Genomic DNA, 22,173 nt, shown 5'->3' with positions numbered 1-22,173 from the left:
GTTATATCCAAAATAAAGATATTGTAAACAAGGAATTGTAATCTTTTTTTAGTTATTTTTAACAATATTCTTCACATAATCCTCGAGGTTAATTTTTCCAAACAATTTATGAACTTTATTTGATAAATTCATATTTGTTAAAGCTGAGGCATATCTTTCACCTTTTCTAGGTGGCAGTAATTTAATTTTAACATTAAATAACTTTGCAACTTCAATAATTGTATAACTTTTTCTATTAGATATACTGTAGTGCTTACACTGATTTTTTTTCCATACATAGTAACAGGCTTCAACAGTATCGTTGATATGTGTAAATCTTCGAGATTGTGATCCTGGCTTAACAACTGTTAATGGTAATTCTTTTTTAAACTGATTTTCAAATATTCCTATTACTGTAGACATTGGTCCTGTTTTTATTTGACCTGGTCCATAAACATTATAAAAATATAATATTTCAAATTTAAAATTAAACCATTTTTTTAAATTCTCTAATAATTCTAAATTTTTGGCTTTAGTAAATGCATATGGAGATAAATTTTTATCATTTCCTTTATCGCCAATACTTGCTGATGTTGCTGAATACACAAGTTTTATTTTATTTAAAAGGCAGAAATTAAATACTTCATGAGAACCAATATTATTAGAGTCGATGCAATCATTCATATTTAAAAAGCTTTGATAAATTCTAGAAAACTCACCTAAATGAAATATGGTTTTTATTTTATTAATTTCTTTTTTTAATATTTTTTTAATATTCTTTGTATTTCCTCTAATGTATTTAACTCTATTATCATCTATATGATTTTTTATTTTACCTGTAGAGTAATTATCTATACTTATAATTTTAAATTTTGTTCTTTTAAGTAATAAAGCAATTAAATTGGAACCAACAAATCCAGCTCCTCCTGTTACAATAAGAATATTTTTCATTAAACTTCCTTAATTTCTTTTTTAAATGACAAGTAGGTATCTAATATTGATTTTTTTAGGTCAATTTTGCTTTTCCATCCAAATTTTTTTGCTAAGGATATGTCCATAACCTTTCTTTTAACTCCATTGGGTTTCGTTAAATCATATTTAATATTAATTTTCTTGTGTGGTAAAATGGTTTTTGCAATTAATTTTGCATAGTATTCAATTGTAAAATCTTTACCAGTTCCAATATTGATAAGTGTTGGTTTTTTCTTTTTATTCATAAAATAAACACAAGCATTAGCAATATCATCAACATGAACAACTTCTCTTTTTGCTTTACCATTGCCCCACAAAACAAGAGAATTGATTTTACTATTTTTAAGTTTATGAATTTTTCTAATCAACGCAGGAAAAAAGTGAGAACTTAGCTCATCATAATTATCGTTCGGACCAAAAGTGTTAGTTGGCATCAAGCAAATATAGTTTGTTTTATATTGTAAATTGTAACTTTCACATAGTTTTACTCCAGCAATTTTTGCTATAGCATACGCATCATTTGTTGGCTCAAGTTCACCTGTTAACAAATAACTCTCTTTTATAGGCTGTTTACAATTTTTAGGATAAATACAACTTGAGCCTAAAAATATCAGATTTCTAACTCCTGAAAGATAAGCACCATTTATAACGTTAGATTGTATTATTAGATTTTCATATAAATAATCTGCTTTATATTTTTTATTAGAATATATTCCACCAACTTTTGCTGCTGCTAAAAAAATAAAAGCTGGTTTATTTTTTTTTAAAAATTTAAGAACTTTTGATTGATTAATAAGATTTAATTTTTTTTTACTTGCTACTAGAATATTATTGTATCCTTTTTTTTTCAACTCTCTTACAATTGCACTTCCAACAAGGCCATTATGTCCAGCTACATAAATTTTGGAATTTAAATTTATCACTTCAATAAATTACTTAACTCTTCACTCACCATTTCTTTCACAAGTTTGATGGTATTATATTTAGGTTTCCAATTTAATTCTTTTCTGGCTTTACTTGAGTCACCAAGTAAAGTGTCTACTTCTAACGGTCTAAAATATTCTTTATCACATTCTATAAAACAATTTCCTTTTTCATCATAACATTTTTGATGAATTCCCTTGCCCCTCCAGTAGTATTTTATATTTAGCTCTTTAAGTGATAAATTAATAAAATCTTTTACTGAATATTGTTTTCCTGTTGAAATTATATAATCATCAGGTATTTTTTTTTGTAACATTTTCCACATTGCTTCTACATAGTCTTTTGCATGACCCCAATCTCGTTTAGCATCTAAATTACCTAGAAATAATTTCTTTTGTTTTTTTAATTTTATTCTACATAAGGCCATGATTATTTTTTTTGTAACAAAGGTTTCACCTCTAACTGGGCTTTCATGATTAAATAATATTCCATTACAAGCAAAAATATTAAAGGCTTCTCTATAGTTAACAGTTATCCAGTGTGCATAAACTTTTGCAACACCATAGGGACTTCGAGGATAAAAAGGTGTTTTTTCTGTTTGAGGTATTTGAACAACTTTTCCAAACATTTCAGACGTGCCAGCTTGATAAAATTTAGTTTTTTTTTCAAGACCATGAAACTTAATTGCTTCTAAAATTCTTAAAGCACCAAGTCCATCAGCATTGGCTGTATATTCAGGAACTTCAAACGACACTGCTACATGTGATTGTGCGGCAAGATTATAAATTTCATCAGGTTTAATATTTTTAATTATTGATGATACAGAAATAGCATCAGTTAAATCACCATAATGTAAAATTAATTTTCTTTTTTTCTCATGAGGATCTTGGTAAAGGTGATCTATTCTACCAGTGTTAAATGAAGAAGATCTTCTTTTTACACCATGAACTATATAATTTTTTTTTATTAAAAATTCAGCAAGATAAGAACCGTCTTGGCCTGTAATTCCAAATATTAAAGCTATTTTTTTTTTCATTTTTTTTTAAAAAATTTTTTGCTTATTGCAAAACACTCATTTTTAAATTCTAAAATATTATTTTTAATTTTGATTTGTTTCATGAGTTTGTTATTATTTAATGTAAAACTATCATTATTAAAACTATTTTTTATATTAATAACTTTAATTTTTTTTGTATTGTAAAAATTTAACCAAGCAATCAATTGGTATATATAGATTTTCTTACCTAAAGATATATTAAATATTCCAAAAGAATTTTTTTTAATCAATTCATAAACAATTTGATTAAATTTGCTAATAGAAATGAAATCTTTATATATTTTCTTTTTATTATTATAAATATAACCTTTTTTTGCCATTTCAAAAAAAATATCACTAAAAGTATTATGAAGTTTTCTTTTATTTTTATTTGGTAAACTAATAATATTAGAAATCCTTAAAATTAAAAGCCTTGCTCCAAGTATCTTATTTACTGAAGCTTCAGATATAACTTTATTAATTGAATAGTTACAATTTGGTTCTTTTTTATCTAGTTCTTTAATATTATATTTAGGTTTAAAAATTTTTCTAGTACTTAACATAACCAATTTAGTCTTTAAATTTATAATTTTTTTAGCAATTATAAAATCATTATCATTTTTATTAGTGTATTTATTTTTTACAAATTTTTGATTGGATGTACAATTAATGATAATATCAAAATTATTTATATATTTTTTTTTTAGAAAACTTTCAAAACTAATTCTGTAAATATTTATTTTCCTACTTTTAAAGTAATTGAATAAGTTTTTGCCAATAAGTCCGTTTTGACCAATAATTAATATTTTTTTTTTCATTTTATAAAAAAATAAATAATATTTGTTAATAAGTAATCCAAATTCTTCGCATGATTTATTCTATTTTTATCAAAAAAATATTGAACATAATCATGAGCTTGTTTACGTCTTTTCCACCATGCAAATGATAAAAATCGAAAATTGGATGAAATCATACCTGGAGATTGTCTATAGTAGGTTAGATTTTTATCTAGAATATTAAAATCTTTTTTAATATATTTTAGATATAAACCAATTCTAAAATCCATCCAAATATCAGGAAATAAATTGAAATTTATTTTACTAAACATTTTAATAAAGTCATCTCTTTTTATTGCAATGCAACTTTGAGGTGGGATATATGCCCAATAATTGGAAATAATTTTTTTTTTATTTTTAATGAATTTTAATTCATTTTTATATTTATAAATAGGTAAATCAAACAATGAGGATATTTTTTTATTTTTTATAAAAAAATTGGTTATGAATTTTATTTTATTTTTTTTGAAAAAATCATCACTATCTAATAAAAATAAAATTTCACCCTTACTTTTTTTAAAAGCTCTGTAAAATGCATTCATTTGATTATAACAACCATAACTTCCTCTTTTTTTATTTTTTATAATTTTGATATTTTTGTATTCATTCAACTTTTTTATTGAATTATCTGATGAAGCATCATCGTGGACTATTATTTCAGTATTTTGATAGTTTTGTTTTTTTATAGAGTCGATGCATTCTTTTAAATACTGCTCATTATTATAATTAGCAATTAATATTGACACTTTTACATTGTCAGTTTTTCTAATTTTTTTTAACATAAATATATTCAAATGTTTTTCTAAATGGCATCTTAGTTTTATATATTTGAATAAAACTATTCATTATAAGAAGATTATTAATATCTCTGAAAGTATAATTTTTGATAATCATGTTATCATAATGGTGTTCAAATATTATCATGTCTACTAATTGAATTTTTTTTTTAAGACCTTTTAAAACTTCATACTCATAACCCTCTGTATCAATCTTAAGCAAAGAAATTTTATTTATATTATTCAAATTCATGTAATTTTCTAACGTTGTAATTTCTACTTTTATGATTTTATATTTTTTTTTTTACTAAAAAAATTTAATAAATTAAATTTTTTCTTAAAATATGATGACTCTTCATCTATTGCCTTCATCGTAGAAGAGGAGCTCTCTTCAAATTGTTTAAAGTTAATCTCTTTATTTTCATTACCAAGTCCAATATTTTCTATTATTATATCTGTTTTATTAAACTTTTTTATGTAATGTTCTTTAATATTTTTTAATTTAAGAAAATTTATTGGACTTGGCTCAAATGAAATAATTTTTTTAACATTCATATTATTAAGAAATAACTTTATAGACTCACCTTTATGTGCCCCCACATCAAGCAATATATCTATTTTAGTTAAATTTTTTTTTGATAAAAATTTGATAATTTTTATTTGATGAAAAAAATCAAAAAAACTTAAAAGTAGTATAATTAATTTTTTAATCATTAGCTCTATTACTAAAAATTATTTTTCCATACTTCGTATATACTTTTTGTCCTTCAGGGCTACAATCTTCTCTTGAATTTAAACATTTGTTATACTCGGATATATGTCCTTCCATTTGTTTTTGAATACGAAAAATATTGTTGTCTAAATTATAAAAAGTTTCTTGTAATGGTTTGTACTTATAAAGATTAACCTCTTTAACTATTCTATTAATATTTCTTATATTAAAGACTAGCGCAGTAAGTATGAGTAAAATAATAACTGATTTAATGTAATATTTGTAGTTTACATTGTTTATGTCAAGCTTTAAGCAAATGGGTATGAAAATTAGTAAAGCAATAATGCAATAACCACCATATCTTAATGCAGGGTGATTATAAAACCACTCCACTCCTAAAATCATTATAATTATATATATTAAATAAAAAAATTTATTAATTTTTTTATTTTTAACTTTAAAAAGGTGTCTTTTAAAAAAAAATACTACAATAAAAACTGTTACTATCAAGCCTAAAATAAAATCACTAACTTTATTAAAAAAATAAAGATCTATCCAATTTTTAACCCAGTTAAACCCCTGAATGTACTCTGAAGGATTTGATACTTTAGATGTTGGTGTGAGGCCGGCTTTTGACCATAGTTCATAGTGGTTATTCATTCTAATAACCTGTTCTTTGGCTATGCCCCAATCAAAATTATCAAAACAAGTAAAGTTTAAAGGATATATAATACATCCTGTATTTATAAAGTATGTGAATAAAGTAAAAAATAACATTAACAAAAATATAGAAAAAAATCTATTTATAAATAAAAAACTTATTGTCTGAATATACGTTTGGTTTTTTGACTTTACAAATAATAATAGAGGTATAAAAAAAACTGCATACAGTATGTAAAATGCTTTCAAAGATATTATAAGTGCTGCTAACAAATATAAATTAAATAAATCTTCACTTTTAATTCTCTTAAGATTTATAAAAATCATTAATTCAATTATTAATAAAAATATTAAAATTTGTGCTGATCTATCTGTTCCATGTTCTGCAATTCTATAAAAAAATATGTTAATAAAAATTATTGAAAATAAACTTAGATAATTTGTGACATTTATTTTTTTTTTTTTAAATTTAAATATGAAAAAAAATTATCAATTTTTTTTAATAATATTATATTTGCAAAACCTAAAATATAAATAGATCCTAAATGAAATAAGTAATATTTTGCATGAGGCAAATAAAAAAATGAGTTTAAATAAAATATTGAAGAAGGAGTTCTAAAACCATGGTTAAATTGCCCAACACCAATATAAAAACTTTGTTGTGTTAGATAGTATGTGTATGGAAAATGATAATATGGAAAATCATCATGATTTTTATATAAAAACAAAGAACTAGAAATTAAACAAAATATTAAAATTGTTAAAATAAATTCTTTTTTATAACTTAAAAAATTTTTAAACAGTTTTAGGAAAGATAAAATTAGACCAAATATGATTAATAAAATATTATGAATTTCTGAATGAGCTAATAAAAAATTGCTTAGATAAGAGTATAATAATAAGACAAATATACCGAATAATCCTGCATATCCCAAATTAGTTGAGGATATTTTTTTTTTGAATATTTCTAAAAAAAAGAGTCCATATCCTAATATAGAAATAAGAATTAAAAAATAATAGGCTATTAATACAAGTAAATTGCTCACTAAAATTTCTTATAAAGTAATTTAGATTGAATAACAGTAATTTCCCTGTATTTATGGATTTCTAAAATAGTAAGTATCTATTATGCATAATATTACCTTAATAATTCCAGCAAAAAATGAAGCTGAAAGCCTTCCTTCAGTTTTAAATGAATTAAAACAATATCCTTATAAAATTGATGTTATTTTGCATTCAACAGATAGTGAAACAATTCAATCCATTAAAAATTATGATGTTAATATAATTTATCAAAAAAATTTTGGCTATGGTGATGCACTAATTCACGGTATCAACCAATGTAGAACTGAATATTTTTGCATCTTCAATGCAGATGGTTCTTTTAATCCATTAGAAATTGATAAAATGTACAAAACCCTAGATACTAAAGAATTAGATTTTATATTTGCATCCAGATATGATGTTAATTCTGGAAGTGATGATGATACACTCTTAACACTGATTGGTAATTATATTTTTACTTATATCGGTAAAATATTTTTTAGACTAAATATAAGCGACATTTTATATACCTTTGTAATTGGTAAAACTGAACAAGCTAAAAAGTTACATCTTGATCAAAAAAACTTTTCTTTTTGTGTTGAACTTCCAATAAAAGCAAAAAAAATGGAAATGAAATTAGGGAGTACAAATTCTTATGAAAGAAAAAGAATTGCAGGTAAAAAAAAAGTTAATGCTTTTAAAGATGGTTTTTTAATTTTAAAATATATGATTAGTTTATATTTCAAAAAATAATAAAATTTATATCAAATGAAAATTGCAATAATTCCAGGTGCTTTTTTTCCTGACCCAGGTGGTGCTCAAGTTCAGGCTCATAATTTATCAAATATTTTTAATAAAAAAAAAATTCAATCTGATATTCTTTTATTAAATAAAACAAATATTAAAAAAAAAAATTATAAAATAAAATATCTAAATAAATTTATAATTAATTTAGTTTTTATTTTTGATTATTATTTAAATATTAATCTGTCATTTTTATTAAAAATTTACCTAAGCAAAATGATTAAAAAAGAAAAGTATCATGTTTGGCACTTTATATTTACGAATTATAAAAGTTTAATTTTAATAAATGTACTTAATGAACTTAGTCAAAAAATTGTTGTTACATTTCAGGGGGCTGATATCCAAATTAATAATAAGATAAAATATGGTAATAGGCTGGATAAGAAGTATGATAAATTATTCAAAAAAACATTAGAAAGTATTGATAAGTTTACTGCAATCTCAAACAATATCAAACATGATTTAATGAGGTTAAAAATTAAAAAAAACAAGATTGTTGAAATACCAAATGGAATTCCTTTAGAAAAATTTTTAAGAATTAAAATTAAAAAAAAACCAAGTAAACTTCTTAAAATAATTACAGTTGCAAGATATGCAATAAAAAAAAAGGGTTATGACCTTGTTCCAAAAGTTGTCTTTCACTTAAATAAGTTAAACGTTAATTTCGAATGGGTAATCATTGGGCGTGACACTCACCTTCTCTACGAAAACAAATATGTATATAAAAATAGAGAAAAATTTAAAATTTTAAATAACTTATCTTCAAAAGAAGAGCTTTATTTTCCTAATAGTAAAATAATCAAAGAATATCTTAAATCTGATGTCTACGTCAATTTATCAAGAATTGAGTCTTTTGGAATCACTTTTGTTGAGGCTTTAGGAGCAAACATTCCAGTAATCACATTTGACTCAAAAGGAGCTAATGAAATAATTAAAAATAATTTAAATGGATTTATCACTCGAAAAAATAAAGTATTCTTATTATGCAAAAAAATTTTATATTTTGAAAAAAATAAAAAAAAATTTAAATCTAATCCATTAAGCTCTTCTAAAAAATATGATTTAAAATTTTTATATGGTAAATATTTAGAAATTTACAGGAATTTAGTATAAATCTAAGTAATGGTTAATAAAAATATCACTAATTTAAAAATTGATATTAACAAATATTCTCAAATTTATTTGGATAATATACTTTAGGTTTGTTTATTTATTTAATGGTAAATAATTTTTATTTATAGTTCTTTTTAAAATTTAATAATCTTAAATATATAAAAATATATATAAATACTGAAACTAATATAAGTGTTATTTGAAATTTACTACTTTGTAAGTTTTGACTAGCTAGCATAAAGAGTAAAAAATTATAAGTATTAATAGTTATTCCGGTAATTGAAGAAATATATTTTTTACTAAAAAAACTATTTTGACTTAAATAAAAAAAAAGCAGCTGATGGAAATGATTAATATCTGGCTTTATTGGAGATTTTTTAAATTTATATTTTCTAATTATCGAAAATAAGTTTTCAAATCCAGGGTACCACAGAAGTAAAACTATGTAATATGGTGAGATAAATAGATTATTAATGTGAATATCTACTAACAGGTAAGCAAATAGTAAACTTATAAGATATGCACCACTGTCACCTAAAAATATTTTATTAAAAAAATTTAAAATAAAAATATAAAAAAGTATTATAATAAAATGATTATCAATTAATAGAATATAAAGATAACTTGAATTAAATTCTATTGTCCTTAAGGCAAATAACAAACTTAAATAATATCCAATAGTAAGAGTATTTATACCGTCAATAAAATTAGATCCGTTTATTATAATCAAAAAACAAAATGAAGTAAATAAAATTGCAAAAAAATAATAATTACTTAATAAATTATCTAATAGAATTATATTAGTTTTTATTTCCGATATATTTAGTAAGTATATAAATAATAAAATAATAATGACCTGCAAAATTAGTCTCAGTTTAGGAGAATTAATTTTTTTAATATCAGAAAAAAACCCTATAAAAAAAATAAAAAAACAAAAAAGCTTTAAATACAATAAATCATCTGGCAAAGAAATTAAAATAAATAGCAATATAGAGACACCCCCAACTAAAGGTGTTACTTCTTTATTTGCAAATTTTTGATGACTAGAGCCTGTGTAATTTAATAAAAATGAAAATCTCTTACAGCAGTAAGCCATTAATAAAGAAATAATTATAATAAAAATTATATGAAGCATTTTTATTTTTTTAAAGAATTAATAGATAATACAAATAACAATATAAATGATTTAAGTGAATTATACCCCATAAAATTTTTGTAAACCTTAAACCCATCACAAATTTTTTGTATAATATGTGATGACAGTGAATCATCTAGTTTTCTCCAATATGTAAAAAACTTTTTTAAACCGACAATTTCAATATTTTTTTTTGCTAATTTTAACCATAAAACATAGTCTTCTTTAGTTTTCAATTTTGGAAACATCTCTGTATTCATCAAGTCTTTTTTCAACATCACTGTAGATAGTCCAATATCACAAGAACTTATAAGGTTTTTAAAGCTTAATTTTTTTTTTGCTATTCTTTCACCAACAATATTTCCATTTGCATTAATGATTTTATAAGAAGTATAAGAAAATGATTTACTATTTTTAATCATAAAATTTAATTGTTTACGTAATTTATCTTTATGCCAATAGTCATCACAATCTAAAAAGGCTAAATAATTTCCTTTTGCCCTTTTAATTCCTTTATTTCTTGAAAATCCAGCACCAAGACGAATCTTATTGTGTAATATTATAATTCTATTGTCTAATTTTTTAATATTTATTAAAAAATTTTTGTCTTCACTTGGGTCATCATTAATTAGAATTATTTCAAAATTTTTATACGTCTGACTTAAAACTGATAATATTGATTTTTCTAAGTACTTTTTTTTTATAATACGGCATGATTACACTTATTAATGACATGGAATTTTTAATATTATAAATGTTATATTTTAGTTATATTATAAGCTGTTTATAGTTTTTATGGAAAAAAAAAAATATTTGATTATGTGATAATTGGTTCTGGACCATCTGGCTCAGTTCTTGCTTATCAATTAGCAAAAAGTGGCAATAAAATTGCATTAATTGATAGAGCCACAAATACGAAACAAGACTCTAATAAAAATAGTTTTATATTTTCGCCTTATATAAATAAATCAAATTACAACTATTCACCAATTTTTAGCAACCAGCTAGGGGGCAATAGCGCATTATGGAATTGTAAAATTTATTTAATAAGCAAGGATGAATTTAATAATGATAGTTGGTCGTTTAAATATGAAGAGTTAATAAAATACTCAAAAGATTTAGCAAAAAAATTCCAAATTAATCATAATCATATAAATAAAGTTATTAAATACAAAGGTTTCAAATCTTCAAGTTCATTAAGGGAAAAAAAGTTAGGTAACATTTTTGATTTTTTGAAAATTGGCTCAAATAAATTTATTACTGTTTTCGATAACAGCTCACCTATTAAAATGGTCTATAAGCATAAGAGGAATGATGTATCTGGAGTAATTATAAATAATATTATAAAAAATAAGGAAATAGAATTGTCAATTAAAAAATCTATAATTTTCTGTGCTGGAGGATTGGGAAATCCAAATTTAATACAAAATTTATTTCATAATTATAATAAAAATATAGGAAAAAATCTCTGTGATCATTCCCATATAAATATATCAACTATATCTGATGATACTGCATCTAAAATTAAAAAATTTTCTAAATACTTTATTTTAGGAAATAATAACAAAAAAGAAAAAAACATATTCATAAAAAATAAGGATTATTTTGGAGGTCTTCAGCTAGATTATATTGAAGATCCATCAAGAATATTAAAAAGGATATATTTGAGATCTCAGGTAATTTTTTCTAAAAAAATTTTAAATATAATAATAAGTTATTATAATTTATTATTTAAAATTGTCTCTAAATTATTATATTTATTTAAAATAAAGAATAAATACACTTTTGAATTTTTTTTTTCACAAAAAAAGTCTAATAAAAATTTCATTAAAATTAATAAAACTACAAGAGATATATATGGACTCTATAAGTCAGACATTAATTGGAAATTATCAAAGTCTGATAAAAAAAATTATCAAAAAATAATTGATATTGTGGAAACAATATTTCTTTCAAAAAAACCTTCTAGAGATAAATTTTTAGAACAAAGAATTTTTACCGGATTACACCCAAGTTGCACCACTATTTCAACAAAAAATAAAAATATCGCCTGTGTAGATAAAAATTTAAAACTAATAAATTTCAAGAATGTATATATTTGTGGATCAAGTGTTTTTAGTAGCAATGGATTCACCAATCCAACTTGGACAATCATGACACTAGCAAATAGATTGTCCTCTTATCTTAAAAAAAATTACTAATATTATCTATAATAAATTTTAACCGATAAAAATTGTTATTATATGAAATAACAATACAGAACAAAAATTGATGGCTTAAGAGTAATCGTGGAATTAGCTTTAATAATGTTATATATTATGCACAAATAAGACTGCTACTTTTGAGTGGTGGCTATATTAATGTGAGTATTTTTTTGTTATTAGTGGATCTAATATCTTTAATAATTTTAAATAATATTAAATTTACTAAATTTATTAAAAAAATCACACTAAAGAAAATTTGTTTCTCTTAGATGGGATAAAATTAATTATAGTTTTGATACACCAGAATGTGAATTTTTTACTTCCAAAAAAGATAAGTTTTTTTAAAATACAGATCATATAATTCTTAAAAAGTAAAATATCGAATAGTAAATTGTTAAAAATTCAATAATCTAGATAAATAATTATGATGACTAAATATAGTATATTTTTTTGATAATTTTTTAGCATTGTATAAACAATTTTTTAGTAAATCAGAATCCATCTCTCTAAATTTAATAAAAGTTTTCATAAAACTTTCAATGTTATTAGATTTAAATAATAATCCATTTTCTAGATGCCTTAATAATTCAATAGGACCACTTGTGCAGTCTGATGAAATAATTGGTGTGGAAGACAAGGCTGATTCAATTAAAACAAATCCAGGATCTTCCCATAGCGAACTTAAAACAAAACAATTTGCAAATTTTAGATACTCATAAACGTTTTTTTTATATCCAACTAATCTCACATGCTTATTTAAATTTAATTTCAATATCAATTTGTGTAATTCTTCTCTTTCTTCACCCTCACCAATTATAACTAACTTATAGTTTTCATTTCTAAATTCTTGTTTAATTGCAGCAAAACATTTTATCAAAAAAGTAAAATTTTTCTGCTTTGTAAGTCTGCCTATTCCTATAATCAATTTTTCATTTTTATTGTGTGAGTAATTGCTTTGTTTCTTTTTTGTAATATATTTTTTTATCTCAACTATTGGATCTGGTAGAAAAAAAAGCTTTTTATTTGAAAAAATTTTATCATTGGATAACTTATCTCTTGTATAAAGAGTTGGACAAAATATTTTATAAATATTTTTTTCTGAAATTTGCCAATATTTTTTTCTAATAAAGTTAAGTTTTGGTAGACCTGATATTCTTAAAATTAACTTTGTATCAAAATTAAACATGTTAAAAAGAAATAGTGGAAGGGATGAAATTAAGTGGCACATCATGTATTCAGGTTTTTCTTTTTTTAATATTCTGTAAAGTGGCAGGAGTGATATTAAAAAAATAATAACATATGACATTCTACTTTTTAAAAAATTATACCGTGGTAGCTTATTATAAATACTGAAAGGTAATAAATTTATTATATTAATACCTTCTTTCTTGATCTCTTGACTGTACTGGTCCCACTCACCTACAGCATTTAATATGGTTGGTTTAAATTTTTTAGAATATTTATTAAGCGACTTAGTAGAATTGATAACTGCATAAATCGTTGCTACTTCTGATATATGAGGAGACCAATAAAAGACCCTCATTCTATTTTTTTAAATATTTAAAGATTTTTCTCATATAAATATATGTGTACTTAATAAAAAAATTAACTGTCCAAATGTTTTTGATTGGCTTTAGCCCTTCACCAAAATTATTTGTTTTAATATAAGAGGATAAGCCTGAAGAACCATAAGTTTTAGAGTAGATTATGCTACTATGATTTGAGGCATAAATTTTATTTACCATTTCATTAATTTCACCAACATTCACTGTATGTGGAATTAATTTTTTTTCTCTATAAATTAAATTATCGGTATCATCAAAAAACATAATTCCATTTTTTTTTAAAAATGGGAACCAGTTATAAGCAAGTTTTTTGATATGTTCACTATCATGATAGCTATCAATGTATATTAAATCTATTCCATAAAATAATTTCTCAAATGTTTTTAAAATTTTTTTTGTATCCAAATCATCTGTTTTTAAAAAGGACCAATTTTCAGATAAAACTACATCATGACAATCCTTAATGTCTACAGAGTAGACATGTCCTTCTTTTTTTTCTGCAAGGTAAGCAAATAATGAACTCGATGCGCCCGTATTAACTCCAAACTCTAGAACTACAGGATTGTCAATTTTTATTAAAGAGTTATAAATAATTCTTTTTTGATACATATCTTTATCATTGTTTGTTTCATAGTTAACAATATTATTTATTAACTCTTTGTGATTTTTACTTATCATCGTATAAATTTCTTCTTATTTATTTAATTTTTGGAAAAATTAAATTTCTGATTTTGTTTAATGTTTTTATAATACTTAAAAAAATAATAAAAAGTATATTTTGATTATTTTTAAATCTAATCTTAATTTCTTCATAAAGAGTTCTAAAAAAACCAAGTCTACTACTTATGCCAAACTGATCAAAATTCCCAATTATCTCTTTTTTTAAGGTTGAAATTCCACGTAATTTTTTTAATACAATCAATCTGTAAATTAAATCATAATCTGATGAATATTTAAAGTTTTGATCATATAAACCGTAACAATCATGTATTTTTTTCCTTACAAAGAAACCTGATGAATGACCAGGAAAAACATTAAATTTCCAATTTAACAAATGTGGGTGAAACCCACTCATAATTCTATCTTTTTTTACCGTACCAAAAAATAAGTCAACATCTTTATGTTTTGTTTGATATTTATTAATTATACTCAATGCATCAGGATAATATGTATCGCCAGCATTGAGGATTCCAATTATTTTTCCTTTTGATAGCTTTATTCCGTTATTCATTGCGTAATAAATTCCTCCATCTTTTTTTGAAACCCATTTATTAATAAATTTTTTATATTTTTTTATAACATCGAGTGTTCGATCTGTTGACCGGCCATCAATAACAATCAATTCAAAGTTATTATATTTTTGTTTTATTAAACTTTTAATGGTTTTTTCAAGACCTTTTGAATTATTTTTAACAATAGTAATTATGGAAAAAGTAAATGCCATTATAATTTATTATTTGAATGCATTAATAAATAAGGCTTCATATTTTTTAATAGAATTTTTTAATGTAAATTTTTTAGAATTATTTTTATTTTTTTTGCTCATTTTAATAAATTCCAACTTATTATTATGAAAATAATCTATTTTTTTAGCTAGATCATAATAATCTTTTGGGTTAAACAAGGCACACTTTTTACCATATTTGATAATATCATATATTCCTCCATTTGAGTGTGATGCTATAACTGGAATATTATTATTTATAGCCTCAACTACAGAATTTGGAAAGCCTTCAAAATAAGATGAATTAATATATAAATCTGTTTTGTCTAAAAATTTATTTATATTTTTTTTGGGGCCCAGTAACTTAATTTTTTTATCTAGCTTATTTTCAATAATATATTTTGCCAACTCAATTTTTTGATCCCCAGAGCCTACTATATTCAATTTAATTGAGTCACTTTTTATAAATTGTACTGCTTTTATTAAAGTTAAAATATTTTTTTCAAATGTTAGTCTAGTAATTGTTGAAATAATTGTTTTTTTTCTAATATTATACTTTCTATTTTTAATTTTTATAATTGATGGTGGATATATAGTTTCAACTTTTTTTCCACAAACTTTTTCAAGGTCTTTGGAGAGTTTTAGTGAATTACCAATAATTTTGTCTACATTCTTATAAAACAATTTAACTAGTAAGTACGTTATTTTTTTTTTATAAAATCTGTTATATTTTTATAAATTAAAAGTTCCTTAATAGGTGTTCGTTCAATTAAAAATATTTTTAAATTATTTCTTTTTTTTATAAACATACAAGATAAGGCATTTGCATAATTAATATTGGATATAAAAACTACGTTTTTATTTTTAATTTTGTTATTAATAATTTTATTAATTTCTTTAAATGAAAAAATTGTTTTATGACTATTTAATTTAACTATATGAATTGCATTTTTTTTTAACTCGTTTGCGTAATAACATTTTGTGAGTGATATTATAGTAATTTTAAATTTTTTTGATAAACCAATACATGTTTTTGTTATAGATGAGCCAGCTCCACCTAGGTTAAAATTTGGTAAAAAAAAAATTAATTCTGTTTTCATTTTAATCCTGATATTAAATTTGCATAAATTAAAATATTTTTATTATTATCAAATCGACTTAAGCTCTTATAACCCATATTGATTTTACCTTTGTAAAATAAAGGTTTTTTTGCATATTTAAGTATCTCCTTTGCTATCGAAACATGACTTCCTACGGAAACTAAAGATCCATATTTACCATTATATAAAAGTTCTTTTGGGCCAGTCTTACAATTTGTAGATATAATATATGTTTTACATTGCATTGCTTCTATTAAAACATTTGGCATACCTTCATATTTAGATGTTAAAATAAATAGATCTGATTTTGCAATTAATCTTTCAGGACTATCTACAGAACCCAAAAAATTGATATTTTTTAATTTATTCTTTATTACATAATTTTTTAAATAACCTTTTAAATATCCTTCTCCAACTATACTCAAATTACAATTAATATGATTATTTACAAGTTTTATTGCTTTTAATAATGTTATTTGATCTTTCTGGTCAGTTAGTCTTCCTACATTAATTATTTCTAAAGATTTATTCTTTATTTTTTTTTTAATTTTATTTTTTTTATTAAGTTATAGATTACATGAGATTTTAGATTAAGTAATAATTTAACTTCTTTTTTAAAGCTATAACTATTAACAACTATCAAATCAGACATATTATAAATAAATTTAAAAAAAAATTTTTTGAATATGTTATTGATATATTTATTAGGGGATGTGTTTAATCTTATTATTATTTTTTTACAAAATAATTTAGCTATCAAAATTGATAATACATTTGATTGAAATGAAATTATTAAAATTTTTTTATTTTTATTTTTAATAAAAAAATTTACAAGAGCCAATATACTTAATATATAATAAACAAATCTTTTATTTGATTTAATTATAGTTTTATTAAATGATACAAATTTAATTTTACGATCAAATAATTTTTTTTTTTCAATAGATGATGAGACTATACTTATTGTTTTTACTTTTTTTTTAAATAGCTTTGAAAAAATATGTAAATTTTTTTCAACACCACCATTTTCAATAGATGGATTAAATAATAGAACATCCAAATTTTTTAAGTTCATATTAATTATATTAAATGAGATCTTTTAACTTAATCTTTTTCTCTATGTTCTCTGATTTTAAATCAATAACTTCAATTTCTTGCATTACTTCCGCTTTTTGTTTTTTACTATAAAATGCTAATTGTTTATTATGGTTTAATCCTTCATTAATTTTGATATCAGTATGATGACTTAAATCATCTGTATTTGGTAAGTTAATTTTTATTAATTTAATTAAATCTTTTCTTATAAAAAAAGCATTACACTTAGCACTGTTAGTGCCAACAAATTCATAACCCTTCTTATTCATTAGCTTTACAAGCGCCTTTAAAGACATTCCCCATCCTAAATTTGAGTAATGATAGATTGTTCTATCAAAGTCTTTAATATAGGGTACAGAAACTTCTAAATTTGGGCCAAAATTAGCATTATACTCTGCTATAAAAATTTTTGATATTTTGTCGGGCAATTCTTTTATTAACCAATAATCGACACCATCAACATCCATCGAAAATAGATCTATTTTTTCTAAGGAGTCGTTCTTTTTTAAAGTGTCGATTAAATTTTCTTTATCAACAAACAATGATATTATCTTAATGTTACCTCTCCATAATTGAAACAATCTCTTAACTTTAGAAACAAGGTTCCTATCTGAATCTATTATAAGTCCTTCAGCTCTGCCTGTTTCAAATAAAAATCGTGTATTGCTTTCAGAATAGTCTGCAGTACCAACTTCTACAAACTTGATAAATTTTATATTTAATGTTTCTATTAAAAAATCGATTATCCCATCTTCTCCAAACTGAGAAAATATTTTTAATTCTGCCTGATTGATATTGTTATATCTTTGATAATTTTGTCTCTTATTTTCTAAAACTGATTGACCAGATAAAATTTTTAAATCATCAAAACTTCTTTGAAATAATTTTTGTAATCTAATTCGCAAGAAAGATTTTATTTTTTGATATAACATCTATAAAAATCATCTCCTTTGCTTATGTAATTAATTACATTATTTTTTTTATTTTTAAGAAATTCGTCTGTCGCAATTTTAGCTCCTGGAAATTTTAAAGAATAATATTCATCTAAATGAATATAGGTACCACTTTTAGAATATTTCCAAATAAAATTTAATGACTGTATATATCCGTCATAAAGATCACAATCAATGTTTGAAGCAAAAACATTTATATTATTATTAGTGTGCTCAAATTTTTTGATAGATTTTTTAAAATTACCTTTTACCAATTCTATATTATCTAATTCTAATAATTTTATTTTTTTTTTTATAAAATTTATATTTGTAGCTGAAAAATTTCCTGAAGAGGAAATATTTGAAGGATTATTTTTTTTATTTAAAAATTTTATAAATTTTTTATATTTTAAAACTTCTATAAAATGTTTTTTAGTTATTTTTTTTTGTTTAAATAGTCTTTTAAAATTATCAACATGATCTTTTTTATCGTAGCTTGGAAAACCTCCAAAACTGTCAAAACCATAAATTTTTTTTTTTGATTTAATTTTTTTTAACAGTAAGGCTGTGGCAAGTAAAGAGCCTCCTCTAAAAACACCAAACTCATATATATCACCATCTTTCTTGTGAGCGTTATCAGTTATATATTTAAAATAATTTTTTAATCTCAAGGATTTATTATAATTTTCTATTCCAAGTATATTAAATTCAAAATTACTTTTGATTTTCATAACTACTCCATAATTCTCTTTTAATTCTATAATCTTCTATTTTATTTAATATTGTTTTTGTGGAATTAATATCATCATTCTCTAGGACTTTTAGATTAAGATTTCCTTTAGCTATTAATTCATTTATTAATTCTTTACTTTCTAATCGATTTATACCTTCTGCAATATTTTGATAATCTAGCGGATCCACCAAAATTGCTGCTTTTTTTACTTGTCCTATAAATTCCTGATTACAAATTAAAGGTTTCTTATAATACCAAGCTTCGATCGGTGGTATGTTAACTGGTCCAAACAAAGATAAAAACAATACTGCTTTGCAATTTTTAAAATAACTATATATTTCTTCTTTTGTTTGAAATCTATAAAAAGTTATTTGTTTTTCTAAATTAAACTCTTTTGTCTTACTTTCTAAGTACTTTAAATTACCTTTATCATGACCACAGCAAATAAGATTAATTTTTTTATTATAATTTTCCTTCAGGTGTTTAAGTGATTTAATTACAGATAGATGATTTTTATGTGCGCTATAATGTGCTGGATAAAAGATAAAATTTTTATTTAAATTATTAATAGTAATTTTCTCCTTATCAAATTTGTCAAATCTAAAGTGACTCAAAGATAGTGGTGCAACAACTAGTTTATTTTTTAAAAAGGGATAAAGTTCTTCTGCTTTGTTTTTTAATTCTTGAGAAACTGTAAGAGTGAATACAGATCTTGGAATGCAATTTCTGATAAAAAGTTCTTTATCAGAAAAATTACTAAGATCATTTATTTCAGGAAATAAAGGATGCTCTAAATGACATATGTCTAATAAAGTTGTTACATAATTGGTTTTTTGAAGGGACAAGGCTGTTTTCGATCCTGTTGGAAAAATAATTAAATTAATATTTTCACTAATCAAGAATTTTTCTAATTGGCTAAAAATATTAAATTTATAAAATATTTTTTTTAGCCACCTTATGCTATTAAAAAAATCATAAACTCTTGTTATTACACTTTTTTTTATTAATCTTATATCTAAACCTTGATTAGAAAAAAATTTGAAATTTTCTACATCATCAGTAATCAATATAATTGAATAATTTTTAAATTCTTTTTTACATAAAATATTTAAAATATTTAAAGAATAATTAAATGCACCACCTTGTATTTGTTGATTTTCGAATAAAATTGCTATTTTCATATATTAATTTTTTTTGCTACGATAAATGACTGTGAGTCACTTTTTGTAGGGTTTTTATTATAATTCATCCAACTCAAATATTTAACAATTTTAAATTTTTTTTTTATTAATAATTTAATTTTATCTATATTGTGAATCTTTAAATAATGAGTCTCTGTAAATTTTTGTACACTATTAGCATAAGAATCTTCAACAGTATATTCATAATCAATTTTCAATCGATTAGTTGATTTTAAGTTCTGTGTCGTACCTTTTCTTGTAATAATTTCATTATTAATTATAATCGTCTTAATTTTAATATTATTTTTATTTAAATTTGAGAATTTCCATTGGTCAAAAATAACTACACCGTCTTTTTTTAAATTAAAATAAATATTATCTATCAGTTTTTCTAATTTTTTGTCAGTATCTATATAATTTATGACATTAAACATCATTAAGCATACATCAAATTTTTTAACAGATTTAAATTCTAAAATATCTGCTACTTTAAAATTTATATTTTTTATTTTTTTTTTCTTTATTTTTTTTTTTGCCTCTGCAATCATTTGTGGGCTTTTATCTATACCCAATATCTCATTTTTTTTGTTTGCTAGGAATACTGAATATGAAGCTGTTCCACAACCAAGTTCCAAAAGAAATTTTTTTTCTTTTGGAAAAAAATATGAAATATATTTTGCTTCCTTTAAATAACTTTTTTTTTATAAAAATAATCATAAAATTTTGCACTTTTTGAAAAATTTTTTTTTATTTTACTCATATGTTGGCTTCACTTTGAAATCTTATTTTTTGTTATTACACAAAATTATTTTTTAAAATTTCTTTAATATTTTTAATTACTATTTTTATTTCTGACAAAGTATTGCCAATTCCTGATGGTACATAAAAACCATATTTATAGATTTCTTCAGATATTGGGTATTTTTCTTTGGTGATTAATTTATTCTTCTTGATTATAGGCTGCATATGCATGGGACAAAAAAAGGGTCTTGATTCAATACCTCTGCTTTTAAGTATTTTCATAAACCTTTTAGCATCTATTTTTTTGTTTTTTATTATAATGCTATATACCCAATATATATTTTTAGAATATTCTGTAGATTTAATGGGCAATTTTATGTTCTTAAAATTTTTTAGTTCTTTTGTATATATTTTACCTATTAATCTTTTTTTTCTTATAAATTTTTTCAATTTTTTTAATTGAGCGCAACCTATTGCTGCTTGTAAATTTGTAATTCTATAATTCCAGCCGATATCATCATGAATAAATCTTGACTTACTTAAACTGAAGCAAATATTTCTGTACTCTAAAAATTTTCTATATAAATTTTTATTATTTGTAACAATCATTCCTCCTTCTCCAGTTGTTATATGCTTATTTGCAAAAAAACTGAACGTGCTTATGTCTCCAAAACTCCCAATTGGTTTTTTATAGTATGTTTGTCCAAGTTGTTCTGCACAATCTTCAATTACAAATAAATTATATTTTTTTTTTAACTTTATAATTTTTTTTAAATCTACAGGCAAACCATATATATGGACTATAAGTATTGCTTTAGTTTTTTTAGTAATCTTAGATTCAATTTTATCGACATCAATATTAAAAGTATTGGGGTCTGCTTCAATAAATATAGGTTTTATACCTTCTCTAATCATTTCATTCACACAAGATATTATTGTAAAATTAGGTACAATTATTTCATCACCTTTTTTTAAATTAAGTGATTTTATAGCAATATCTAAAGCTGCAGTTCCACTAGAAACTGCAGTAGAAAATTTTCTATTAACAATTTTTTTAAATTCATTTTCAAATTTTGGAATGTATTTTCCACTTGATGATATCCAGCCTGTATTAATACAATCTAGTAAATAACTTTTTTCAATGTTCGAAAATGAAGGTCTGTTGACTGGTATAATTTTTTTCAATT

General features: G+C 22.5%; 26 protein-coding genes. 3 read left to right on the top strand and 23 right to left on the bottom strand.

The features are described from left to right. Window positions 1-48: 48 nt before the first annotated feature. From AC5SLO_RS00870 to AC5SLO_RS00830, 9 genes are read right to left on the bottom strand one after another with little or no spacing between them, the layout of a single operon-like run. A complete protein-coding gene (locus tag AC5SLO_RS00870; protein WP_494573330.1) occupies window positions 49-930 on the bottom strand; it encodes an NAD-dependent epimerase/dehydratase family protein in 882 nt (293 codons plus the stop codon). Continuing rightward, complete coding sequence (locus AC5SLO_RS00865; RefSeq protein ID WP_494573329.1) at window positions 930-1,874, bottom strand: GDP-L-fucose synthase family protein; 945 nt, start codon at window positions 1,872-1,874, stop codon at window positions 930-932. The genes AC5SLO_RS00870 and AC5SLO_RS00865 overlap by 1 nt, the downstream gene beginning before the upstream one ends. After that, on the bottom strand, window positions 1,871-2,911 hold the full coding sequence (gene gmd / locus AC5SLO_RS00860) for a GDP-mannose 4,6-dehydratase (protein ID WP_494573328.1): 1,041 nt from the start codon (window positions 2,909-2,911) through the stop codon (window positions 1,871-1,873). The genes AC5SLO_RS00865 and gmd overlap by 4 nt, the downstream gene beginning before the upstream one ends. Further along, window positions 2,908-3,729 carry a Rossmann-fold NAD(P)-binding domain-containing protein gene (locus AC5SLO_RS00855; protein ID WP_494573327.1) on the bottom strand — a complete coding sequence of 274 codons (822 nt, stop codon included), beginning with the start codon at window positions 3,727-3,729 and terminating at the stop codon, window positions 2,908-2,910. The genes gmd and AC5SLO_RS00855 overlap by 4 nt, the downstream gene beginning before the upstream one ends. Further along, window positions 3,726-4,529: a glycosyltransferase family 2 protein gene (locus AC5SLO_RS00850; protein WP_494573326.1), complete on the bottom strand. Its 804-nt coding sequence runs from the start codon at window positions 4,527-4,529 to the stop codon at window positions 3,726-3,728. Before AC5SLO_RS00850 ends, AC5SLO_RS00855 begins: the two co-directional genes overlap by 4 nt. After that, the gene (locus AC5SLO_RS00845; protein WP_494573325.1) at window positions 4,513-4,776 is read right to left on the bottom strand and encodes an FkbM family methyltransferase; all 264 of its coding nucleotides are present in this window, start codon (window positions 4,774-4,776) and stop codon (window positions 4,513-4,515) included. The genes AC5SLO_RS00850 and AC5SLO_RS00845 overlap by 17 nt, the downstream gene beginning before the upstream one ends. Before the next feature lie 29 nt (window positions 4,777-4,805). Further along, window positions 4,806-5,237: an FkbM family methyltransferase gene (locus tag AC5SLO_RS00840; RefSeq protein WP_494573324.1), complete on the bottom strand. Its 432-nt coding sequence runs from the start codon at window positions 5,235-5,237 to the stop codon at window positions 4,806-4,808. Continuing rightward, window positions 5,230-6,306, bottom strand: a complete 1,077-nt coding sequence (locus tag AC5SLO_RS00835; RefSeq protein ID WP_494573771.1) for a DUF8201 family protein — start codon at window positions 6,304-6,306, stop codon at window positions 5,230-5,232. The genes AC5SLO_RS00840 and AC5SLO_RS00835 overlap by 8 nt, the downstream gene beginning before the upstream one ends. Before the next feature lie 38 nt (window positions 6,307-6,344). Continuing rightward, entirely contained in the window at window positions 6,345-6,941 is a 597-nt protein-coding gene (locus AC5SLO_RS00830; RefSeq protein ID WP_494573323.1) for a hypothetical protein, read from the bottom strand. An 82-nt stretch (window positions 6,942-7,023) separates the two neighbouring features. Between AC5SLO_RS00830 and AC5SLO_RS00825 the strand changes: the two genes are divergently transcribed. Further along, window positions 7,024-7,692 (top strand): glycosyltransferase family 2 protein, encoded by a 669-nt coding sequence (locus AC5SLO_RS00825; protein ID WP_494573322.1) that lies wholly within the window; start codon window positions 7,024-7,026, stop codon window positions 7,690-7,692. Window positions 7,693-7,707: 15 nt separating this feature from the next. Next, the gene (locus tag AC5SLO_RS00820; RefSeq protein ID WP_494573321.1) at window positions 7,708-8,856 is read left to right on the top strand and encodes a glycosyltransferase family 4 protein; all 1,149 of its coding nucleotides are present in this window, start codon (window positions 7,708-7,710) and stop codon (window positions 8,854-8,856) included. A gap of 118 nt (window positions 8,857-8,974) precedes the next feature. Here the strand turns inward: AC5SLO_RS00820 and AC5SLO_RS00815 are convergent, their stop codons facing one another. Next, window positions 8,975-9,991: a hypothetical protein gene (locus AC5SLO_RS00815; protein ID WP_494573320.1), complete on the bottom strand. Its 1,017-nt coding sequence runs from the start codon at window positions 9,989-9,991 to the stop codon at window positions 8,975-8,977. A gap of 2 nt (window positions 9,992-9,993) precedes the next feature. After that, window positions 9,994-10,695: a glycosyltransferase family 2 protein gene (locus tag AC5SLO_RS00810; RefSeq protein WP_494573770.1), complete on the bottom strand. Its 702-nt coding sequence runs from the start codon at window positions 10,693-10,695 to the stop codon at window positions 9,994-9,996. Window positions 10,696-10,812: 117 nt separating this feature from the next. Between AC5SLO_RS00810 and AC5SLO_RS00805 the strand changes: the two genes are divergently transcribed. Then, window positions 10,813-12,192: a GMC oxidoreductase gene (locus AC5SLO_RS00805; RefSeq protein WP_494573319.1), complete on the top strand. Its 1,380-nt coding sequence runs from the start codon at window positions 10,813-10,815 to the stop codon at window positions 12,190-12,192. A 397-nt stretch (window positions 12,193-12,589) separates the two neighbouring features. Here AC5SLO_RS00805 and AC5SLO_RS00800 read toward each other — a convergent pair whose 3' ends face one another. The 12 genes from AC5SLO_RS00800 to AC5SLO_RS00745 form a co-directional block, all read right to left on the bottom strand. Next, complete coding sequence (locus AC5SLO_RS00800) at window positions 12,590-13,738, bottom strand: glycosyltransferase (protein ID WP_494573318.1); 1,149 nt, start codon at window positions 13,736-13,738, stop codon at window positions 12,590-12,592. 1 nt (window position 13,739) lies between these two features. Then, a complete protein-coding gene (locus AC5SLO_RS00795) occupies window positions 13,740-14,438 on the bottom strand; it encodes a class I SAM-dependent methyltransferase (protein WP_494573317.1) in 699 nt (232 codons plus the stop codon). Window positions 14,439-14,457: 19 nt separating this feature from the next. Then, entirely contained in the window at window positions 14,458-15,204 is a 747-nt protein-coding gene (locus AC5SLO_RS00790) for a glycosyltransferase family 2 protein (protein WP_494573316.1), read from the bottom strand. A 9-nt stretch (window positions 15,205-15,213) separates the two neighbouring features. Further along, window positions 15,214-15,888, bottom strand: a complete 675-nt coding sequence (locus AC5SLO_RS00785; protein WP_494573315.1) for a glycosyltransferase — start codon at window positions 15,886-15,888, stop codon at window positions 15,214-15,216. 17 nt (window positions 15,889-15,905) lie between these two features. Beyond that, window positions 15,906-16,304, bottom strand: coding sequence for a hypothetical protein (locus AC5SLO_RS00780; RefSeq protein WP_494573314.1), 399 nt, complete (start codon window positions 16,302-16,304; stop codon window positions 15,906-15,908). After that, on the bottom strand, window positions 16,301-16,816 hold the full coding sequence (locus AC5SLO_RS00775; RefSeq protein ID WP_494573769.1) for a glycosyltransferase: 516 nt from the start codon (window positions 16,814-16,816) through the stop codon (window positions 16,301-16,303). The genes AC5SLO_RS00780 and AC5SLO_RS00775 overlap by 4 nt, the downstream gene beginning before the upstream one ends. A 20-nt stretch (window positions 16,817-16,836) precedes the next feature. Further along, on the bottom strand, window positions 16,837-17,379 hold the full coding sequence (locus AC5SLO_RS00770; protein ID WP_494573313.1) for a glycosyltransferase family protein: 543 nt from the start codon (window positions 17,377-17,379) through the stop codon (window positions 16,837-16,839). Window positions 17,380-17,389: 10 nt separating this feature from the next. Then, entirely contained in the window at window positions 17,390-18,331 is a 942-nt protein-coding gene (locus AC5SLO_RS00765; RefSeq protein WP_494573312.1) for a hypothetical protein, read from the bottom strand. After that, window positions 18,313-19,062: a TylF/MycF/NovP-related O-methyltransferase gene (locus tag AC5SLO_RS00760; protein WP_494573311.1), complete on the bottom strand. Its 750-nt coding sequence runs from the start codon at window positions 19,060-19,062 to the stop codon at window positions 18,313-18,315. Before AC5SLO_RS00760 ends, AC5SLO_RS00765 begins: the two co-directional genes overlap by 19 nt. Then, window positions 19,046-20,245 (bottom strand): glycosyltransferase, encoded by a 1,200-nt coding sequence (locus tag AC5SLO_RS00755; RefSeq protein ID WP_494573310.1) that lies wholly within the window; start codon window positions 20,243-20,245, stop codon window positions 19,046-19,048. The genes AC5SLO_RS00760 and AC5SLO_RS00755 overlap by 17 nt, the downstream gene beginning before the upstream one ends. Next, the gene (locus tag AC5SLO_RS00750) at window positions 20,242-20,916 is read right to left on the bottom strand and encodes a class I SAM-dependent methyltransferase (RefSeq protein ID WP_494573768.1); all 675 of its coding nucleotides are present in this window, start codon (window positions 20,914-20,916) and stop codon (window positions 20,242-20,244) included. The genes AC5SLO_RS00755 and AC5SLO_RS00750 overlap by 4 nt, the downstream gene beginning before the upstream one ends. Window positions 20,917-21,040: 124 nt before the next feature. Beyond that, window positions 21,041-22,171, bottom strand: coding sequence for a DegT/DnrJ/EryC1/StrS family aminotransferase (locus AC5SLO_RS00745; protein ID WP_494573309.1), 1,131 nt, complete (start codon window positions 22,169-22,171; stop codon window positions 21,041-21,043). Between the last annotated feature and the right edge of the window lie 2 nt (window positions 22,172-22,173).

The sequence above is a fragment of the Candidatus Pelagibacter sp. PS_44 genome (genome assembly GCF_059417735.1).
This window is presented reverse-complemented; position numbering and strand designations above follow the sequence as displayed.